Source organism: Mycobacterium sp. SMC-15 (assembly GCF_045310925.1).
Lineage (GTDB): Bacteria > Actinomycetota > Actinomycetes > Mycobacteriales > Mycobacteriaceae > Mycobacterium.
Genome location: NZ_JBJIAJ010000002.1, coordinates 106678 through 123408, shown reverse-complemented (window position 1 = coordinate 123408; position 16731 = coordinate 106678). Strand labels below are relative to the sequence as shown.

Genomic DNA, 16731 nt, shown 5'->3' with positions numbered 1-16731 from the left:
AGGGTCAGGTCCAGTTCCACACCCCCATGTCGGCAGCGGGGTACTGCTCGCACACCTCGGTGGCCCGGGCAGCGACCCCGTGGTTGTTGAAGAACAACTTGGCCCAGTTCGGCCACGCGAAAGCGAGCTTCTCGTAATAGATGTCGGTGGCCAGGTTCTCCGAGTAGGCGCGACGGCCCGGGTAATCCATCGAGTAGAACCAGTGAATCCGGTCCTGCACCGCCTCATGGACCTGCGGGGACTTGTTGTTGTAGTCGATCATGTAGCGCTCGTAGTAGACCGGCGCGACATCGCGGGCGGCCGCCATGATCTGTTCGGCGGTGCAGGTGGTGTGCAGCATCCGGTTGGGAATCGGAAAGTTCTCCGTCGCATCCGCCGACGCAGTCCCCGCCGCGGCCATACCGGTCAGCAGCCCTACCGCCAGAGCCCAGCTCTTGCGGTTCATCGAATACCTCCAGCCTGTTCCAGAACGATCAGCTTGTCGGGGCAGTAGGTGCTCAACGCCGTATCGACGAACTGCCAGGCCTGCTGGGAGTTCACGCCCTTGATGTTCTTGCCGACGAAGGCCGCCGACTCGAAGGCGTCATGGTCGACGTCGTTGGTCAACCGTCTACAGGTGAGTTTGCCGAGCCAGGCGTTGTAGTCACGCGCCCCGTAGATGCCGTAGCCATGCAATCGGCCGGCGAAATCGGTATCGACATCGGCGTGCGCGGGCACAGCGAACAGGATTGCCGCCGACACACCCGCCAACGCGCATGCGGCTCCGAACCTCATCACCAACCTCCCCGATGCGCTCCACCGCCGGACTCCACGAGGTCGTCGCTCGGGTTGCGCTGCAACGGCGCCGGCCAGGGTGCGGGCTTGGGACGCAGCCGCGGCACCTGCGGCCACCAGAACCATTTGCCGAGCAGAGTCGCGATCGACGGCGTCATGAACGAGCGGATGATCAGGGTGTCGAGCAACAGCCCCAAGCCGATGGTGGTGCCCACCTGACCGATCACGCGCAGTTCACTGATCGCCATCGTCATCATGGTGAAGGCGAACACCAGTCCTGCGGCGGTCACCACCGAGCCGCTGCCGCCCATCGCCCGGATCATGCCCGTGTGCAGCCCGGCGTGGATCTCCTCGCGCAGGCGAGAAACCAGCAAGAGGTTGTAGTCGGCACCCACCGCCAACAGGATGATCACCGCCATCGCCATCACCATCCAGTGCACCTGCAGCCCGATGATGTTCTGCCAGAGCAACACCGAGAGGCCGAAGGCGCTGCCGAGTGACACCACCACGGTGCCCACGATCACCAGCGCGGCCACCACGGCACGGGTGATGATCAGCATGATGATGAAGATCAGGCACAGCGCCGCGACGCCCGCGATCATCAGGTCGTAGTTGGAGCCCTCCTGCATGTCTTTGAACATCGCGGCGGTACCACCGACGTAGATCTTCGAGCCCTCCCAGGGGGTGGTCTTGATGGCCTCCTTGGCAGCGAGCTTGATCGCGTCGATGTGCTTGATGCCCTCTGCGCTCAGTGGATCGCCCTCGTGGTTGACGATGAACCGCACGGCACGCCCGTCCGGCGACACGAAACTCTTCATGCCACGCTGGAATTCGGCGTTGTCGAAGATCTCCGGCGGCAGATAGAACGAGTCGTCGTTGCGGGCCTTGTCGAAGGCCTCCCCCATCGCGGCGGGATCCCCTTGGGCTTCCTGCGCCTGCTTGGCCAGTCCGCTCTGGGTGGCGTAGGTGGCCTGCATCATGGCCTTGGCGTTCGTCATCATCTGGATCATCGGCGGCATCAGCGTGAGCATCTGCGGCAGTTGCGCCGCCATCGCGTCCATGTCCGGAACGATCTGCTTGAAGTTGTCGGTCATGGTGTCGACACCATCCATGGCATCGAAGACCGACCGCAGCGAGTGGCAGATCGGAATGTCGAAACAGTGCGGTTCCCAATAGAAGTAGCTGCGCATCGGCCGGAAGAAGTCGTCGAAGTTGGCGATCTTGTCGCGCAGTTCTTCGATGTCGTCGACCATCAGGTGCATCTTGCCGACCATGCGCCCCATGGTGGCGTTCATCTCCTCCATGAGCTCGATCATCTTCGTCATGGTGTCGATGTTGACCTGCATGTCCTCTGCTTGGGCCAACATGTCCGCCGTGCGATCTTCGTTGAACTTGCGGGTCATGTCCTGGCTGACCGCCTGCATGCCGAGCATGTAGCCGAAAGTGGAGTGTTCCATCGGAATACCCTGCGGCCGGGTGATGGACATGACGCGTGAGACACCCTCTACCCCGGTGACCCGCTTGGCGATTCGCTCGATCACCAGAAAGTCCCCGGAATTTCGAATGTCGTGGTCTGTTTCGATCATGAGCATCTCAGGGTTCATCCGCGCGGAGGGAAAGTGCCGGTCCGACGCCAGGAAACCCTGGTTGGCGGGTAGATCCGCGGGCATGTAGGCGCGATCGTTGTAGCCGGGCTTGTACCCGGGCAGGGCGAGGATGCCGACCAGTGCGGCCGCAGTCGCGGCGATCAGAATCGGTCCTGGCCAACGGCTCACGGCCGCACCGATTTTGCGCCAGCCGCGTCCCCTGTTGGCTCGCTTGGGTTCCAGCAGGGTGCCGAATCGCCCCGCCACCGCGATGACGGCGGACCCCATCGTCAGTGACGTGATGACGACGATGGTCATGCCGATCCCCAGGGGAATCCCCAACGACTGGAAGTAGGGCAACCGGGTGAAGTGCAGGCACAGCGTGGCGCCCGCGATCGTCATGCCCGAGCCGAGCACCACATGCGCCGTGCTGCGAAACATGGTGTAGTACGCCTGTTCCCGGTCCTCGCCCGCGCTGCGCGCCTCCTGATATCGGCCGATCAGGAAGATCGCGTAGTCGGTGGCGGCCGCGATAGCCAGTGTCACCAACAGACTGGTGGCGAAGGGCGACAGACCGATCAGACCGTGATAGCCCAGGAACGCCACGATGCCCCGAGCCGACGCCAGCCCGGTCACCACCATCGCCAGCGCCAGCGCCACGGTGGTGATCGATCGGTAGACCGTCAGCATCATGGTGATGATGACGACGAACGTCAGCGACTCGATCATGTGCATGCTGCGGGTGCCGGCCTTGTCCTGATCGGCCGCCAGCGCCGCACCGCCGGTCACATACGCCTTCACTCCCGGTGGCGCGGTAACACTGTCTACTGCTTGGTTGACCGCTCTGACCGATTCGTTGGCCAGCGCCTCACCCTGGTTTCCCGCGGTGTAGATCTGCACGTACGCGCTCTTGCCGTCCGGGCTCTGAGCTCCCGCGGCGGTCAGGCGATCACCCCAGAAATCCTGGATGTGTTCGACGTGGGTGGTGTCGGCCTTCAGTTTGTCGATGATCTGGTCGTAGTAATGGTGCGCGTCGGCACCGAGGGGCTCGTCGCCCTCGAGGACCAGCATGACCGAGCTGTTGGAGGTGAACTCCTTGAACACCTCGCCCTGACGTTTGACCGCGATCATCGAGGGCGCGTCGTCCGGGGTCATCTGAACCGCGGCCATCTCGGCGACCTTCTCCAGCTGGGGGACGGTCACGTTCGCCAGAACGATGATCCCGATCCAGCCCAGCATGATCGGAATAGCCAGTCGCCGAATCCATTTCGCCATCGCACCCGGCTTGGGATGCTCCGCGGCAGCGGGGATGGTCTCGGTGGGCGCCTCGGGCGGGAAGTTGTCCGTAGAAGTGCTCATGCAGATTTCACCAAGCAGAAGGTCAGGGCGCTGACGCCGGTGGCGGTTCGCTCGTCTTTGAGCTCGTTGTCGATGCTGATGCGGCAGCCCAGGGTGGAGCCTTTGCCCTGCGCGTAGAGGTTCGGCGATACCGCGGACAGCGTGGTGCTCAGGGTCACCGACCAGGGCAGTGTTGCGGCGTCGACATGCTGGGGCCTGCTGTCGAGATCGAGATATCTGATGTCGGCCGTCGCGCCGGGTTCACCGAAGACCTCGTAGGTGACGACCTTCGGGTTGTACGGCTTGGTGTCGTCGACCTTGGTGCTGATCAGGTGCGAGTTGTCGCCCCCGAAATAGGTGCGCAACCGCAGCACGGTCAGCGTCCCGAGCACCACCACTGCCACGATGAGCAGCGGCATCCACGCCCGCCTCAGCGCCTTCACCGAGCGGATCCGACCTTGCCGGTGGCCTTGCTGACCACTACCAGGACATGGGTGTCGGCCGCGAACCGATTCGCGGTGGCGCCCAGTTCGGCGATCGCATCGAACAACGGGTGGTCCCCGGCCACGATTTCCGGCGCGTCAACCACATAAGCCGTGACGCCCGGGGACAGGGTGGCCTGATCAGAGCGGGAAAGCCTGTGCACCTGTGGGTTCAGCATCGGCGACGCCCTTTCAGTCCAGATCTGCGGTTAAGCGTGACGGAAAGCCAAGTTATACGATCAGTAAAGTAGAATCAAGCGATCGGTCAGCACAACCGTGCGGTGTGGCTCACGCCCGTGAACGGTCGACTCCGACAGCAGGGAGACATGCAGTGGCGAAGACGATGGCGCCGCGGGGATTCGCGCGGGAGCGCGTACTAGAGGCCGCGCAAGGGCTGTTCGCCGAGCACGGGGTGAGCGGCACCTCGCTGCAGATGATCGCCGACCGATTGGGCGTCAACAAGTCCGCGGTGTACTACCAATTCCACTGCAAGGACGACATCGTCGTCGAGGTGTTTCGCCCGGTGTTCGAGGACATCGCCCGGGTGGTCGCCATCGTCGAGGCCATCGACTCCCGCGAGGTTCAGCGCGAGGCCACCATCAGCGGCATCATCGAACTGGCAGTGCGGCACCGTCGCACCACGGCCTTGGTTCACACCGATCCCGCCGTGGTGGGAGTCGTCGAGGCCATCGGAGACTTCCGGGACGCCTCCCGGCGCTTGCAGGCCATCCTGGCGGGACCACAGCCCGACCCAGCCACCCTCATCGCGATCGCGGTTCTGGTGCCCGGAATTCTCGGCGCGGCAGCCGATCCCGCGGTGTCGGACATCCCCAACGAGGAACTGCACCGGATGCTGTTGGACTGCTCGCGGCGACTCTTCACCGCCTGACGCGGCCGCCGGTCAGGAGCCGGCCGGCTCCAGCACCTCCACGCCCACGTAGGGCACCAGCGCCTGCGGCACCCGCACACTGCCGTCGGGCTGCTGGTGGTTCTCCAGGATGGCCACCAGCCACCGGGTGGTGGCCAGGGTGCCGTTGAGGGTGGCCGCGGTCTGCGGCTTGCCGTTCTCGTCGCGGTAGCGGGTCGCCAGCCTGCGGGCCTGGAAGGTGGTGCAGTTCGACGTCGACGTCAGCTCCCGGTACGTGCCCTGGGAGGGCACCCACGCCTCACAGTCGAATTTGCGGGCGGCCGAGGACCCGAGATCGCCTGCGGCGACGTCGATCACCCGATAGGGCACCTCGATACGGGCCAGCATCTCGCGCTGCCAGCCGAGCAGCCGGTCGTGTTCGGCTTCGGCGTCCTCGGGCCGGCAGTAGACGAACCCCTCGACCTTGTCGAACTGGTGCACCCGAATGATGCCGCGGGTGTCCTTGCCGTAGCTGCCGGCCTCCCGGCGAAAGCACGACGACCACCCGGCATAGCGCAGCGGCCCGGCCGACAGGTCGAGGATCTCGTCGGAGTGGTAGCCGGCCAGCGGCACCTCCGAGGTGCCCACCAGGTAGAGGTCGTCGGCCTCGAGCCGATAGATCTCGTCGGCGTGCGCGCCCAGAAATCCGGTGCCGGACATGACTTCGGGACGGACCAGCGACGGGGTGATCATCGGGGTGAACCCGTTGTCGACCGCCAGGCGCACGGCCAGCTGCAACAGGCCGAGCTGCAGCAGCGCGCCGCGGCCGGTCAGGAAGTAGAACCGCGAGCCGGAGACCTTGGCTCCGCGCCCCATGTCGATCAGGCCCAGCGCCTCACCGAGCTCGAGGTGGTCGCGCGGATTCTCGATCGCCGGCGGCTCGCCGATCACGTCCAGCACCGCGAAGTCGTCCTCGCCGCCCGACGGCACCCCGTCGATCACCACGTTGGCGATCGCCATGTGCGCCCCGGTGAACGCCGCCTCAGCCTCGCCCTGGGCGGACTCGGCGGCCTTGACCTGCTCGGCCAGCTCCTTGGCCCGCGCCAGCAGGGCCGGGCGTTCCTCCGGCGATGCCGCCCCGACCGACCGGCTGGCCGCCTTCTGGTCGGCACGCATCGAGTCCGCCGCCGCGATGGCGGCACGGCGTGCGGTGTCGGCGGCCAGCAAGGCGTCCACCAGGGCCGGGTCCTCACCGCGACCCACCTGGGAGCGGCGGACACGGTCGGGATCTTCACGCAGCAGCTTCAGGTCGATCACGGCAAAACCCTACAACCTGGCCGGCTGCATCACTTTCGCATCATTTGTCACGCGCTCGCGGCTGCCTGTCAGAATGGACCCGATGTCAGAGGCAGCCGACCAGGAGAATCCACCCGCCAAGCGGGTGTCTTGGCGACGCACGCTCCAAGCCGCCCCGACCCGCCGTGCCCTGTTGCTCACCGCGCTGGGTGGGCTGCTGATCGCCGGTTTGATCACGGTTGTTCCCGTCGTCGGCGAGGGCCCCGGGGGGCTGCTGGGCCATCTGAACGCCGAGCCGGCGCCGGGGGCGGGCGGCAAGGGCACCGGGCCGGGACTGGGACTCGGCACGGTCAAGGGCAACGAAGCGATCGACCACGCGGTTGCCGGCGACTGCCTGAACTGGCCGGAGAACGACTTGGACGCGGCGACGATCGTCAGCTGCGCCGACGAGCACAAGTTCGAGGTGGCCGGCCCGGTGGACATGAAGATGTTCCCGGGCGCCGAATACGGTCCCGACGCCCCACCGCCGTCGATGGCCCGCATCGAGCAGATCACCCAGGAGCAGTGCGAGTCGTCGGTGCGCCGCTACCTCGGCGCCAAGTTCGACCCGCACAGCAAGTTCGTCGCCAGCATGTTGTGGGCCGGTGAACGCGCGTGGCGCCAGCACGGTGAGCGCCGGATGTTGTGCGGCCTGCAACTGCCCGGCGTGGGCGGCCGGCAGACCGCGTTCGTCGGCAAGGTCGCCGACATCGACCAGTCCAAGGTCTGGCCGCCGGGCACCTGCCTGGGCATCGATCCGGCCACCAACCAGCCCAACGACGTTCCGGTCGACTGCGCGGCGCCGCACACCAAGGAGGTCACCGGCACGGTCAATCTGACCGAGCGGTTCCCCGACGCGCTGCCGCCCGAGGCCGAGCAGGATGCGTTCATCAAGGACTCCTGCACCCGGCTCACCGACGCCTATCTGGACCCGGTACAGCTGCGCGACACGACGTTGACGTTGACCTACGCCACCGTCTCCCTGCCCAGCTGGTCGGCGGGCAGCCGCGAGGTGGCCTGCAGCCTGGGCGCCACGCTGGGCAACGGTGGCTGGGCGGCGCTGATCAACAGTGCCCGCGGATCGCTGCTGATCAACGGCCAGCCCCCGATCCCGCCGCCGTCGATCCCCGCGGAACGCCTGAACCAACTGCCGGCCGGTAGCCAGCCGCGGTGAGTGTCGCGATGGACCCGCGCCGGTTCGACGATCTCGTCTCCGACGCGCTCGACCTGATCCCGGCGGAGCTGGCGGCGGCCTTCGACAACGTGGTGATCCTGGTGGAGGGCCGCAACGCCGAGGAGCCCGACCTGCTCGGGCTCTACGAGGGGGTCGCGCTGACCGAGCGCGATTCGAGCTATGCCGGCTCACTGCCGGACACCATCACCATCTACCGGGATGCGCTGCTGGAGATGTGCGAGTCCGACGACGAACTCGTCGAGGAGGTCCGAATCACGGTGATCCACGAGATCGCCCATCACTTCGGTATCGACGACGACCGGCTGCACGAACTGGGTTGGAGCTGACTGCCCTCCACGCGGCGCGCCGGAACGAGCCTGTCGGCGCGCAGTGCTATGAACGATCCATGGACGACCACTGCCGAGACTGCCGGGCGGGCCTGGAGCACTGCCACGGCACACTCATCCACCACGTCCAGCAGCCCGCGGAGTGCACCGAGGACGGCTGCCCCGGCGAGGTGCTGCCGCACTCGTTCGCCCTGGACTGCGAGGCGGTCGGCTGCCGCTGCGCGCAGGTATACGCGCTGGCGGTCTAGCCCATCGGGTCGGTGTCGGAGCGCAATGCGTCGCCGACCGGGTCCGGGTGCGGTTCGGGATAGAACGGCGGCGTCAGCGAACCCCACTGCACACAGCTCCATCGGCCGTCGGTGATCGGGGCCAGCACCACGGCGGTGGCGTTCTCCAAGTGGTTCTCCAGCACGAAGCTGCCGTCCACCCCCGCCAACGTCGCTGCCGCCAGGCGGATCGCCGCGCCGTGGCTGACCACGACGATGTCTCCGGTCCAGTCGTCGTCGTCGAGGTAACGCATCCGCAGGTCGGTGACGACCGGTAGGTAGCGGTCGAGCACCTGCTCGGCCGTCTCGCCGCCGGGCAACGCGACGCCGGGCTCGCCGGAGTGCCAACGCTGATAGATCGCGTTGAACTCGGCGATCGCGTCGTCGTCACTGCGGTTCTCCAGTGCGCCGGCCTGCACCTCGTGGATGCCATCGAGTGCCCGGGCCGTCACGCCGAGCCGGCCGCTGATCTCCGCGGCGGTCTGAACCGCGCGGGTGGCCACCGAATGGGCGACCAGCATCGGGCGGTGGATGCCTTCGGCTGCGAACGCCCGGGCCTGATCGCGGCCCAGCGGAGTCAGTTCCGAACCGGGCGGGCGGGTGTCGAGTCGACGGTCGACGTTGCCGTAAGACTGGCCGTGGCGCAGCAGCACCAGCCGCCCGCTCACGACGCCGCCTCGCTTCGGCCCGCCGGCTCGATGGGCCAGGAGCCCAGGTAGCGAACGTCCGCGCAGCTGCGGCGCAGCGCCGCCAGCGCCTCGGCGACCGCGTCGTCGTCGATGTGTCCGACGCAGTCCAGGAAGAACAGGTAGGTGCCCAGCTCGGTCCGGGTCGGGCGGGATTCGATGCGAGTCAGATCGATACCGCGACTTCCGAACTCCGTCAGGGCCGCCGCCAGGGCGCCGGGCGCATTGTCCAGACGCAGCACCACCGACGTTCGGTCGGCGCCGGTACGCACCGGTGGCGGCGCCGGGGCGCCCACCAGCACGAAGCGCGTGCGGGCATTGGGTTCGTCGATGACGCCCTCGGCCAGCGTCACCAAACTCCGCTGCTTGGCGGCCAGCGCGGTGCTCACCCCGGCATCCACCTCACCGGCGCAGACCTGCTGCGCGGCAGCGGCATTGGAATTGGCCGGCACGACCTGGGCCTGCGGCAGGTGCTGAGCCAACCAGCGCCGAACCTGGGCGCCGGCAACCGGGTGAGCGGCCACCGTGCGAATGTCCGCCTCGCCACGTCCCGGCGCGACAACCACCGAGAACGAGACGTTCAAGGCGGTTTCGGCGAATATCTGCAACGGCGAGCCGACCGCAAGCCCGTCCAGGGTGGGTGTCACCCCGCCCTCAATCGAGTTCTCGATCGGCACACACGCATAGTCGGTGGCACCGGTGCGCACGGCGTCGAGAGCGGCCGGGGTGCTCTCGGCCGGCACCGGTTGAGGGTCGGCGCCGGGAACCCGTCCGGCGCCGGTCAACGCGAGCAGCGCCGCTTCGGTGAAGGTCCCCGCCGGGCCGAGATAGCTGATGCGGGTCACCGGACAACCCTATCGGCCGCGACCGTCCGACGCGTCCTGCCAGGTTCACATTCGACCCTCGAACGTGCCGCCACCGTCACGTTCGGCGGCGGTGGCACTCGCGATCGGATTCCGCAATTCCTGTTGCGCCCACCCGAGTCATTAATTAAGTTAGGCTTACCTCACTTCGAAAGGTGATCGATGGCCACGACTACAGCAGCAACCGTCCCGACGTCCGCCGAGCGGATTCGCAGCGCCTGCATCCGGGGTCAAGCCCTCGTGGCGATCGCCGACGCCGCCGACGCCGCGCCCGTCAACGCACCGGTCTGCCATCTGCTGCGAGATGGATCCGTGGTGGTCGCGGTCCCCGTCGAGGACCCGGTCGCGCAGGCCGCCGAGTCCGGCGTGCAGGCGATGCTCGAGCTGACCGATCACGCGCCGTTGCGACTGCGCGAACGCGTGCGTGCCCTGGCCTGGCTCCGGGGCCTGCTGCGCCCGGTGCCCGACCGTGAGATCTCCGTGCTGCTCGACCGGATCGCGGCGGTCGACCCGAACCCGGCTCTGCTCCAGGTCGTCTCGCCTCGCTCGGCGTCGCGTGGCCGCGATATCGGTGCTCCCGACGACAGTGATTCCGACGTCGACTACGCACTGCTGCGGCTGACGCCCGAGTCGGCGGTGCTGGCCGACGCCACCGGAGCCGAGGCGGTCGACGTACGTGAGCTGCTGGCAGCCCGTCCCGACCCGTTCTGCGCGATCGAGGCGCATTGGCTGCAGCACCTCGACTCGGCGCACCCTGACATGGTCGCCCGGCTCGCCGCCGCGAAACTGCCGCCACAGCTGCGGCGTGGCCAGGCCCGTCCGCTTGCCGTGGACCGCTACGGCATGTGGCTGCGGGTAGAGGCCCCCGACGGGGACCGCGATGTCCGACTGAGCTTCCCGCAGCCGGTCGAGGATGTGCTGAGCCTGAACCGGGCCGTGCGCGCACTGATGGGCTGCCCGTTTCTCAACGGGCTGCAGGCCCGACGCCAGGAGCAGTAGCGGCGATTGCAGGCGCGGCGAAGCCGGGCGCAGCAGGTCGCCGCCAGAAGCAGTAGCTACCGTGGCGAGGTGACCGACCTGCAGGCCCCGCGGCGCGCACTGCGCCTGGAGATCCTGCTGGTCCTGGCCGTCACCTATGGGCTGAGCGCCGTCACCGCGATTCTGCAGCTCGCCGACGCGGTGCTGCGTGACCTCAGCGCCCAGCGGATCGCCCTCAACCCTCGCCGGTCCTATTTCGACCTGATCGACCTCGGTCTCAACGCCGCCTGGGCCGCACAACTGATCGCCTGGGGCGCGCTGGCGCTGTACCTGCTGTGGCGCAGCGGAATCGGACCCGCCCGTATCGGGCTGGGCGGGTGGCCCCGCCGCACCGACCTGGCCGGCGCACTCGGGCTGGCGGCCCTGATCGGACTGCCCGGACTGGGCCTGTACCTGCTGGCCCGAATCCTGGGGCTCAACGCCGACGTCATTCCCGCGGCGATCAACGACAGCTGGTGGCGTGCGCCGATGCTGATCGTGATCGCGTTCGCCAACGGGTTCGCCGAGGAAGTGATCGTGGTCGGCTACCTGTTGACGCGGCTACGGCAGCTGCGGGTGTCGCCGTGGGTGGCGCTGGCCTGTTCCGCGCTACTGCGCGGCGCCTACCACCTTTATCAGGGGTTCGGCGCCGGGCTGGGCAACATCGCGATGGGCCTGGTGTTCGGCTACACCTGGCAGCGCAGCAGGCGGCTGTGGCCGCTGATCCTGGCGCATGCCCTGATCGACACCATGGCCTTCGTCGGGTACGCACTGTTCGCCGACAAGCTGGGCTGGTTGCGCTGAGCGCTACGGCAGCCCGCGCAGACCTCAGCCCGCGGCCCGGGTCACCGTGACGGTGATGGTGCCGGCGCCCGCGTTGGATTCGATGACCAGCACCGAGGCGTTGTCCGCCGAGACGACCTGCCCGCCGGTGACGTTCACCTGGTAGCCGTCCGGGAACTGGATGTCCGGGATCGAGATCCGGGTCTCCGACCCGGCGTCGAAGCTGCCCCCGCCACCGGCCATCGCCGTGGAGTAGCTGAAGGAGAAGACCCCGTTCTCGAACGACCAGCTGTTCGGGATTCCGGCGATCACCTGGGGGTAGGGCTGGGCCAGCGTCGCCACGATGGCCTCGTTCACGTTGTCGCCGGTCGGCGGCACGCTGGGGTCGTGCACCAGCGAGCCCGTGTCGTTGTAGCCCCAGTACAGCCAGCCGAACTTGTGCGGGTTGATCGAGTTCAGCTGGCTGGCGATGGTGTCGGTGTTACCGGTGGCGCCGAACTCGGTGACCACGCCGGGAACGCCGTAGCGGTCGACGTAGCGCTGGGCGTTTTCCATCATCATCCCGTCCCAGAGCGAGCAGCCGGCGGAACTTCCGGCGCCCAGGGCGTCGAAGATGCAGTAGTCGTGGAAGGAGAACACGGCGTTGTCGTCGTCGACCCCGCCCATGTTGATGCCCGCGGTGGCATTGCCGAACAGCACATTCGGCTCGTAGTACACCGTGGTGTTCGGGTCCACTGACCGGATTGCCGAGATCACCTGGTCGTAGAACGGCGTCAGCGACTGGTTGTCGAAGTGCGAGTTGCCGAGCAGGCTGCCCAACCACGAGGAGCCGGCCCACGGCTCGTTCATGATCTCGTAGCCGGCCACGCCCGGCGTGCCACCCATATAGTCGGCGACGGTCTGCCACATCCGGGCGTAGTAGTTCTGCAGCCCGATACCGTCCACCTTCTCGTTGGCCCAGAACGCATCCCAGGCCTGGTTCTGCGCCGGGTTGAGTGCGTAGGCGAACGGGAACGGCTGCGTGGTGTCGTTGTCGTCCGGGTTGAACATCGTCGCCCAGTCCGGCGCGCCGTGCCCACCGATCTCCACACCGTAGAGATCCTGGTGCATGTCGAGGATGCTGACGATGCCGTGCGACTTGAGGATCGCGATGGTCTCCCGGACCGAATCGAGGTAGGCCCAGTTGTACACCCCCGGCTGGGGTTCAATCTGGTCCCAATACAGGCCCACCCGCACCGCGGTGAATCCGTTGGCAGCCAGGAACGCCGCATCGTCGGCGCCGAAACCGTCGCCGCCGGGCGTGAACGGCGGCGACTTGTACACCTGATTGACGCCCTGCAGGATGACGACTCGTCCGTCGTTGTCGACGATCCAGCCGCCGGCGGTGCTGAGTTCGGCCGGTCCCTTCTCCGGAGCCCCGTCCAGCGTGCCGAAGTGGCCAACCGCGCCATGGGTGCCCAGCGAGCCGGCCAGGCCGCCGGCCCCGCCCAGGGCGGGCAGATCCCCCTGGCCCAGGTAGACGCCGTCGCCGCCGTCACCGCCGGCGCCACCGCCGCCGAACCAGATCGACCCGTTGCCGCCGTCACCGCCGTTGCCACCCAGGTGGGTGCCGTCGCCGCCGTCGCCGCCCGCCCCGCCGATACCGAGCATCCACCCGCGTCCGTCGCCACCTGCTCCACCGATGCCACCGTTGACGCCGTCGCCACCCGCACCACCGGCGCCACCGACGCCCATGTACCACCCGCCGACGCCGCCGGCACCACCACTGCCGCCTTCACCGCCTTCGCCGCCGGCGCCACCGTTGCCGAAGAACCCGGCCGATCCGCCGGCTCCACCGGTACCACCGACCTCGGTGTTGTCCCAGCCGGCCCCGCCGTCACCGAACAACCAACCGCCCGCACCACCGGCGACATGCTCGGCCGTACCGTCCGCGCCATCGCCGATCATCAGGCCCAGACCCAGTGCCCCACTGATCTGGTTGTACACATCGACGACCGGTTCCATCAACGAGTTGCTGACCAGCCAGTCGATACCGGTGTACAGCGGGTTGTAGACCCAGTTCTGGACCAACGCCGCAACGTCGGGGTACAGCAGGTTCTCCAGGGCCGATGACGCAGCCGCGGACCCGGCGAACGCATCCCAGGCCGCCGGACTGAACACCGCATCCCAGTCCAGGCCGCCGGTGGTGGTGTCCATAAACGGCGCCAGCACCTGGTCGAACATGTCCTCGAAGCCCTCAGCGGACGCCGCCGGCGCAGCAGCCAACGGCATCACTCCGAACGCCAGAAACGCCCCCACTGCCGTGCCCAGCCCGGCGACCCGGCGGTTCCGCTTCGTGCTGCACTGACGAGTCATCTGCGGGTAGACCTCTCTCCACAATCGCGGCGACAACGTGGACAAGATAACGATTTCTTCGGAAAATTTCTAACAATCCCTGAGAAAAACGTGGCGCGTCGGCCATGAACTGTGATGTTCGGCGCCCACCGGCCAGGTCAGCGCGCTGGGGAGATCGCCCCGACGGCGCGTGATACGTAGATTGGGCGAGTGAACGGCGATCGCGGGCCGGGTCAGCCCTGGCACACTCCTCCGCCGCGCCGTGAGCCGCCGCCGCTGTTGTACCGCGTCCCGCAGGGCCGGCCGGCCTCGCCGACGCCGCCACCGCGAGCCATCCCGAGGCAGGTGCCCCGCCCCGCACCACGCGTCGCGGAACCGCGTCACCGCCCGGCGCCTCCGCCCGCGCCGCGTCCGCCGGCGCCGCGCCCACCCGTTTCGCGCCGGCGGCGATCCTGGCCGCGCCGACTGGCAGTGCTGGCTGTGCTGGTGGTGTTGCTCGGGGCAGCGGGTTCGGTGGGCGCCGCAGCCTGGCTCGACACCGCGCTGCAGCGAACCGCGGCGTTCTCCGATTACGCCGACCGCGCGGCGCCGGGCCGCGGGACGACGTGGCTGCTGGTCGGTTCCGACAGCCGTGCCGATCTCACGATGCAGGAGCAGCGGGACCTGAGCACCGGCGGGAACATCGGCGATGGACGCACCGACACCGTGCTGCTCGTCCACCTGCCGGGCGCGGGATCAGCGTCACCGGCCACCGTGGTGTCGATCCCCCGCGACTCCTACGTCATGATTCCCGGCTACGGCAAAGACAAGATCAACGCCGCGTACCCCCTCGGCGGCGCTCCCCTGCTGACCCGGACGGTGGAGCAGGCCACCGGCCTGCGCCTGGACCACTATCTGGAGATCGGATTCGGCGGTTTCGCCACGCTCGTCGACGCCCTCGGCGGCGTGACTTTGTGCCCGGACGAACCGATCGACGATCCGCTGGCCGGACTGAGTCTGCCGGCCGGCTGCCAAAAACTGGCCGGGGCGACCGCGCTGGGCTATGTGCGTAGCCGGGCCACACCGCGCGCCGACCTGGATCGGATGGCCCACCAGCGACTGTTCCTGTCGGCGCTGCTCGCCCGCGTCGCCGATCCGGCGGTCTGGCTCAATCCGCTGCGCTGGTACACCGTGCCGCACGCCGCCGCACACGCAATGACCGTCGACGCCGACTCGGGCGTCCTGGACCTGGCAGGCCTGGGCTGGGCCCTGCGCGGTGCCACCACCACGCTGACCGTGCCGATCGGTGAATTCATCACGACCGACGCCGGCGACGCGGTGGTGTGGAACCACGTCCAGGCCGACCGATTATTCGAAGCATTGCGTAGCGATACACCACTCACGTCGAGCTTCGATAATTGAGTCAAACCTAATTTCCGCGCACGATTGCGCTATTTCAGCCTACCCTATCTTTACTTAGGCAATGCTGACCTGAGTAAGCCTCGCCTTGGATGCAAACCACCGCTGACCAGGGGTAGCATCGCGTTCATGATCGAGACCGACAGCCACAAGACGAAATTCCACGCGCTGCTTCAAGAGCAGATCTACCACGAATTCACCGCGGCGCAGCAATACATCGCGGTTGCGGTTTATTTCGATGGTGAAGATTTACCACAATTGGCGAAGTTCTTTTACGCCCAAGCCGTCGAGGAACGCAACCACGCGATGATGCTGGTGCAGTACCTGCTCGACCGCGACATTCGCGTGGAGATACCCGGCGTCGACGCGGTGCGTAACCAATTCGACGCCCCGCGGGATGCGCTGGCGCTCACGCTCGAACAGGAGCGCACCGTCACCGAACAGATCAGCCGGCTGACCAGCGCCGCGCGCGACGAGGGCGATCACCTCGGCGAACAATTCATGCAGTGGTTCCTGCGCGAGCAGGTCGAGGAGATGGCCCTGATGACCCGGCTGCTCCGAGTCGCCGACCGCGCCGGGCACAACCTGTTCGAATTGGAGACCTTCATCGCACGCGAGATCACGGTGGGCCAAGAGACCGGCGCGCCGCGTATCGCCGGCGGGTAAACCCCCTCACCCGCTGATCAGCCCGTCCGCAACCGCGCCTTGGTTCGGGCGGGCTGATTCGTTGCGATCCACGCGACCCCGACATCGCGACAGAAGTCGACATCCTCGTTGCGGTCGACGGTCCAGCAGTACAGCGCGCGGCCCCGCGCAGCAGCCTGATCCACCAACTCCGGATGCTCCCGCAGCGTCTCGATCGACGGACCGATCGCCGTGGCACCGACCGTCGTCGCCGCGCCGCCGCCCAGATAACGGGCACCCGACCCGAGCAGCACCGTCGGAAGTAGGGGCGCGGCCCGGCGAATCCGCCATACCGCCGCTGCGGAGAACGACATCACCACCGCACGCGACCGCGAGGCCGATGCCGGTGCGGCGATCCCGAATCGCTGCAGTAACCCCAGCACCTCACGCTCGACCATCGAGCCGTATCGCACCGGATGTTTGGTCTCGATGAAGATCTTCACCGGCCGGTGCCAGTCCAGGACCAACGCAACCAGCGCATCGAGGGTGAGCAGGCCCGTGTCGCCGAAGCCGTCGAGCTCCGGTGAACCGTTTCGCCCGCCGCGGTGCCAAGCGCCGTAGTCGAGGCGCTGCAACTGCGACAACGTCATCTCGCTGACCACCCCGGCCCCACTGGACGTCCGATCCACCCGACGGTCGTGCACGCAGACCAGGTGACCGTCACTGGTCAGCCGCACATCGCATTCGACACCGTCGGCCCCCTCCTGCAACGCCAAGTCGTAGGCGGCCAGGGTGTGTTCCGGACGGTCGATAGACGCACCCCGGTGTGCGACCACGAACGGGTGTTCCGAGACGACATCGCCGGCCGGTGTCATGG

General features: G+C 67.5%; 18 protein-coding genes. 8 read left to right on the top strand and 10 right to left on the bottom strand.

Annotated elements, in window-relative coordinates:
- Positions 1 to 4: 4 nt before the first annotated feature.
- Genes ACJH71_RS03680 through ACJH71_RS03660 form a run of 5 tightly spaced genes read right to left on the bottom strand, consistent with a single transcriptional unit; the run spans position 5 to position 4359 of the window.
- Positions 5 to 445, bottom strand: coding sequence for a DUF5078 domain-containing protein (locus ACJH71_RS03680; RefSeq protein ID WP_406756692.1), 441 nt, complete (start codon positions 443 to 445; stop codon positions 5 to 7).
- Positions 442 to 774 carry a DUF732 domain-containing protein gene (locus ACJH71_RS03675; protein WP_406756691.1) on the bottom strand — a complete coding sequence of 111 codons (333 nt, stop codon included), beginning with the start codon at positions 772 to 774 and terminating at the stop codon, positions 442 to 444. Before ACJH71_RS03675 ends, ACJH71_RS03680 begins: the two co-directional genes overlap by 4 nt.
- Positions 774 to 3719 (bottom strand): RND family transporter, encoded by a 2946-nt coding sequence (locus tag ACJH71_RS03670; RefSeq protein WP_406756690.1) that lies wholly within the window; start codon positions 3717 to 3719, stop codon positions 774 to 776. The genes ACJH71_RS03675 and ACJH71_RS03670 overlap by 1 nt, the downstream gene beginning before the upstream one ends.
- Entirely contained in the window at positions 3716 to 4141 is a 426-nt protein-coding gene (locus ACJH71_RS03665; RefSeq protein ID WP_125078644.1) for an MmpS family transport accessory protein, read from the bottom strand. The genes ACJH71_RS03670 and ACJH71_RS03665 overlap by 4 nt, the downstream gene beginning before the upstream one ends.
- On the bottom strand, positions 4138 to 4359 hold the full coding sequence (locus ACJH71_RS03660; RefSeq protein ID WP_125078643.1) for a hypothetical protein: 222 nt from the start codon (positions 4357 to 4359) through the stop codon (positions 4138 to 4140). The genes ACJH71_RS03665 and ACJH71_RS03660 overlap by 4 nt, the downstream gene beginning before the upstream one ends.
- Positions 4360 to 4511: 152 nt before the next feature.
- On the opposite strand from ACJH71_RS03660, the gene ACJH71_RS03655 reads away from it, so the two are divergent.
- Positions 4512 to 5069: a TetR/AcrR family transcriptional regulator gene (locus ACJH71_RS03655; RefSeq protein ID WP_406756689.1), complete on the top strand. Its 558-nt coding sequence runs from the start codon at positions 4512 to 4514 to the stop codon at positions 5067 to 5069.
- Between the two features lie 12 nt (positions 5070 to 5081).
- Here the strand turns inward: ACJH71_RS03655 and serS are convergent, their stop codons facing one another.
- Complete coding sequence (gene serS / locus ACJH71_RS03650) at positions 5082 to 6344, bottom strand: serine--tRNA ligase (RefSeq protein WP_406756688.1); 1263 nt, start codon at positions 6342 to 6344, stop codon at positions 5082 to 5084.
- A gap of 82 nt (positions 6345 to 6426) precedes the next feature.
- Between serS and ACJH71_RS03645 the strand changes: the two genes are divergently transcribed.
- Genes ACJH71_RS03645 through ACJH71_RS03635 form a run of 3 tightly spaced genes read left to right on the top strand, consistent with a single transcriptional unit; the run spans position 6427 to position 8131 of the window.
- A complete protein-coding gene (locus ACJH71_RS03645; RefSeq protein ID WP_406756687.1) occupies positions 6427 to 7536 on the top strand; it encodes a septum formation family protein in 1110 nt (369 codons plus the stop codon).
- A complete protein-coding gene (locus ACJH71_RS03640) occupies positions 7533 to 7883 on the top strand; it encodes a metallopeptidase family protein (protein WP_406756686.1) in 351 nt (116 codons plus the stop codon). The genes ACJH71_RS03645 and ACJH71_RS03640 overlap by 4 nt, the downstream gene beginning before the upstream one ends.
- Before the next feature lie 59 nt (positions 7884 to 7942).
- The gene (locus tag ACJH71_RS03635) at positions 7943 to 8131 is read left to right on the top strand and encodes a hypothetical protein (RefSeq protein ID WP_406756685.1); all 189 of its coding nucleotides are present in this window, start codon (positions 7943 to 7945) and stop codon (positions 8129 to 8131) included.
- Here the strand turns inward: ACJH71_RS03635 and ACJH71_RS03630 are convergent.
- Both ACJH71_RS03630 and pheA read right to left on the bottom strand, forming a co-directional pair.
- Positions 8128 to 8817 (bottom strand): histidine phosphatase family protein, encoded by a 690-nt coding sequence (locus ACJH71_RS03630; RefSeq protein WP_406756684.1) that lies wholly within the window; start codon positions 8815 to 8817, stop codon positions 8128 to 8130. The two genes, ACJH71_RS03635 and ACJH71_RS03630, sit on opposite strands and share 4 nt — an antisense overlap.
- On the bottom strand, positions 8814 to 9680 hold the full coding sequence (pheA, locus tag ACJH71_RS03625; RefSeq protein ID WP_406756683.1) for a prephenate dehydratase: 867 nt from the start codon (positions 9678 to 9680) through the stop codon (positions 8814 to 8816). Before pheA ends, ACJH71_RS03630 begins: the two co-directional genes overlap by 4 nt.
- Positions 9681 to 9860: 180 nt before the next feature.
- Here pheA and ACJH71_RS03620 point away from each other — a divergent pair, with 180 nt between their 5' ends.
- Together ACJH71_RS03620 and ACJH71_RS03615 are read left to right on the top strand one after the other, a co-directional pair.
- On the top strand, positions 9861 to 10697 hold the full coding sequence (locus tag ACJH71_RS03620; protein WP_406756682.1) for a DUF2470 domain-containing protein: 837 nt from the start codon (positions 9861 to 9863) through the stop codon (positions 10695 to 10697).
- A gap of 69 nt (positions 10698 to 10766) precedes the next feature.
- Entirely contained in the window at positions 10767 to 11519 is a 753-nt protein-coding gene (locus tag ACJH71_RS03615) for a CPBP family intramembrane glutamic endopeptidase (RefSeq protein WP_406756681.1), read from the top strand.
- Positions 11520 to 11543: 24 nt separating this feature from the next.
- Here the strand turns inward: ACJH71_RS03615 and ACJH71_RS03610 are convergent, their stop codons facing one another.
- The gene (locus tag ACJH71_RS03610) at positions 11544 to 13853 is read right to left on the bottom strand and encodes a cellulase family glycosylhydrolase (RefSeq protein ID WP_406756680.1); all 2310 of its coding nucleotides are present in this window, start codon (positions 13851 to 13853) and stop codon (positions 11544 to 11546) included.
- 189 nt (positions 13854 to 14042) lie between these two features.
- On the opposite strand from ACJH71_RS03610, the gene ACJH71_RS03605 reads away from it, so the two are divergent.
- Positions 14043 to 15233, top strand: a complete 1191-nt coding sequence (locus ACJH71_RS03605; RefSeq protein WP_406756679.1) for an LCP family protein — start codon at positions 14043 to 14045, stop codon at positions 15231 to 15233.
- A gap of 126 nt (positions 15234 to 15359) precedes the next feature.
- Positions 15360 to 15896, top strand: coding sequence for a ferritin (locus ACJH71_RS03600; RefSeq protein ID WP_406756678.1), 537 nt, complete (start codon positions 15360 to 15362; stop codon positions 15894 to 15896).
- A gap of 17 nt (positions 15897 to 15913) precedes the next feature.
- Here the strand turns inward: ACJH71_RS03600 and ACJH71_RS03595 are convergent, their stop codons facing one another.
- Positions 15914 to 16729: a glycerophosphodiester phosphodiesterase gene (locus ACJH71_RS03595; protein ID WP_406756677.1), complete on the bottom strand. Its 816-nt coding sequence runs from the start codon at positions 16727 to 16729 to the stop codon at positions 15914 to 15916.
- Positions 16730 to 16731 lie beyond the last annotated feature (2 nt).

Coding starts and splice junctions, on each gene's coding strand:
- ACJH71_RS03680 (WP_406756692.1), bottom strand. CDS start 445: ATGAACCGCAAGAGCTGGGCTCTGGCGGTAGGGCTGCTGACCGGTATG.
- ACJH71_RS03675 (WP_406756691.1), bottom strand. CDS start 774: ATGAGGTTCGGAGCCGCATGCGCGTTGGCGGGTGTGTCGGCGGCAATC.
- ACJH71_RS03670 (WP_406756690.1), bottom strand. CDS start 3,719: ATGAGCACTTCTACGGACAACTTCCCGCCCGAGGCGCCCACCGAGACC.
- ACJH71_RS03660 (WP_125078643.1), bottom strand. CDS start 4,359: ATGCTGAACCCACAGGTGCACAGGCTTTCCCGCTCTGATCAGGCCACC.
- ACJH71_RS03645 (WP_406756687.1), top strand. CDS start 6,427: ATGTCAGAGGCAGCCGACCAGGAGAATCCACCCGCCAAGCGGGTGTCT.
- ACJH71_RS03635 (WP_406756685.1), top strand. CDS start 7,943: ATGGACGACCACTGCCGAGACTGCCGGGCGGGCCTGGAGCACTGCCAC.
- ACJH71_RS03620 (WP_406756682.1), top strand. CDS start 9,861: ATGGCCACGACTACAGCAGCAACCGTCCCGACGTCCGCCGAGCGGATT.
- ACJH71_RS03610 (WP_406756680.1), bottom strand. CDS start 13,853: ATGACTCGTCAGTGCAGCACGAAGCGGAACCGCCGGGTCGCCGGGCTG.
- ACJH71_RS03600 (WP_406756678.1), top strand. CDS start 15,360: ATGATCGAGACCGACAGCCACAAGACGAAATTCCACGCGCTGCTTCAA.
- ACJH71_RS03595 (WP_406756677.1), bottom strand. CDS start 16,729: ATGACACCGGCCGGCGATGTCGTCTCGGAACACCCGTTCGTGGTCGCA.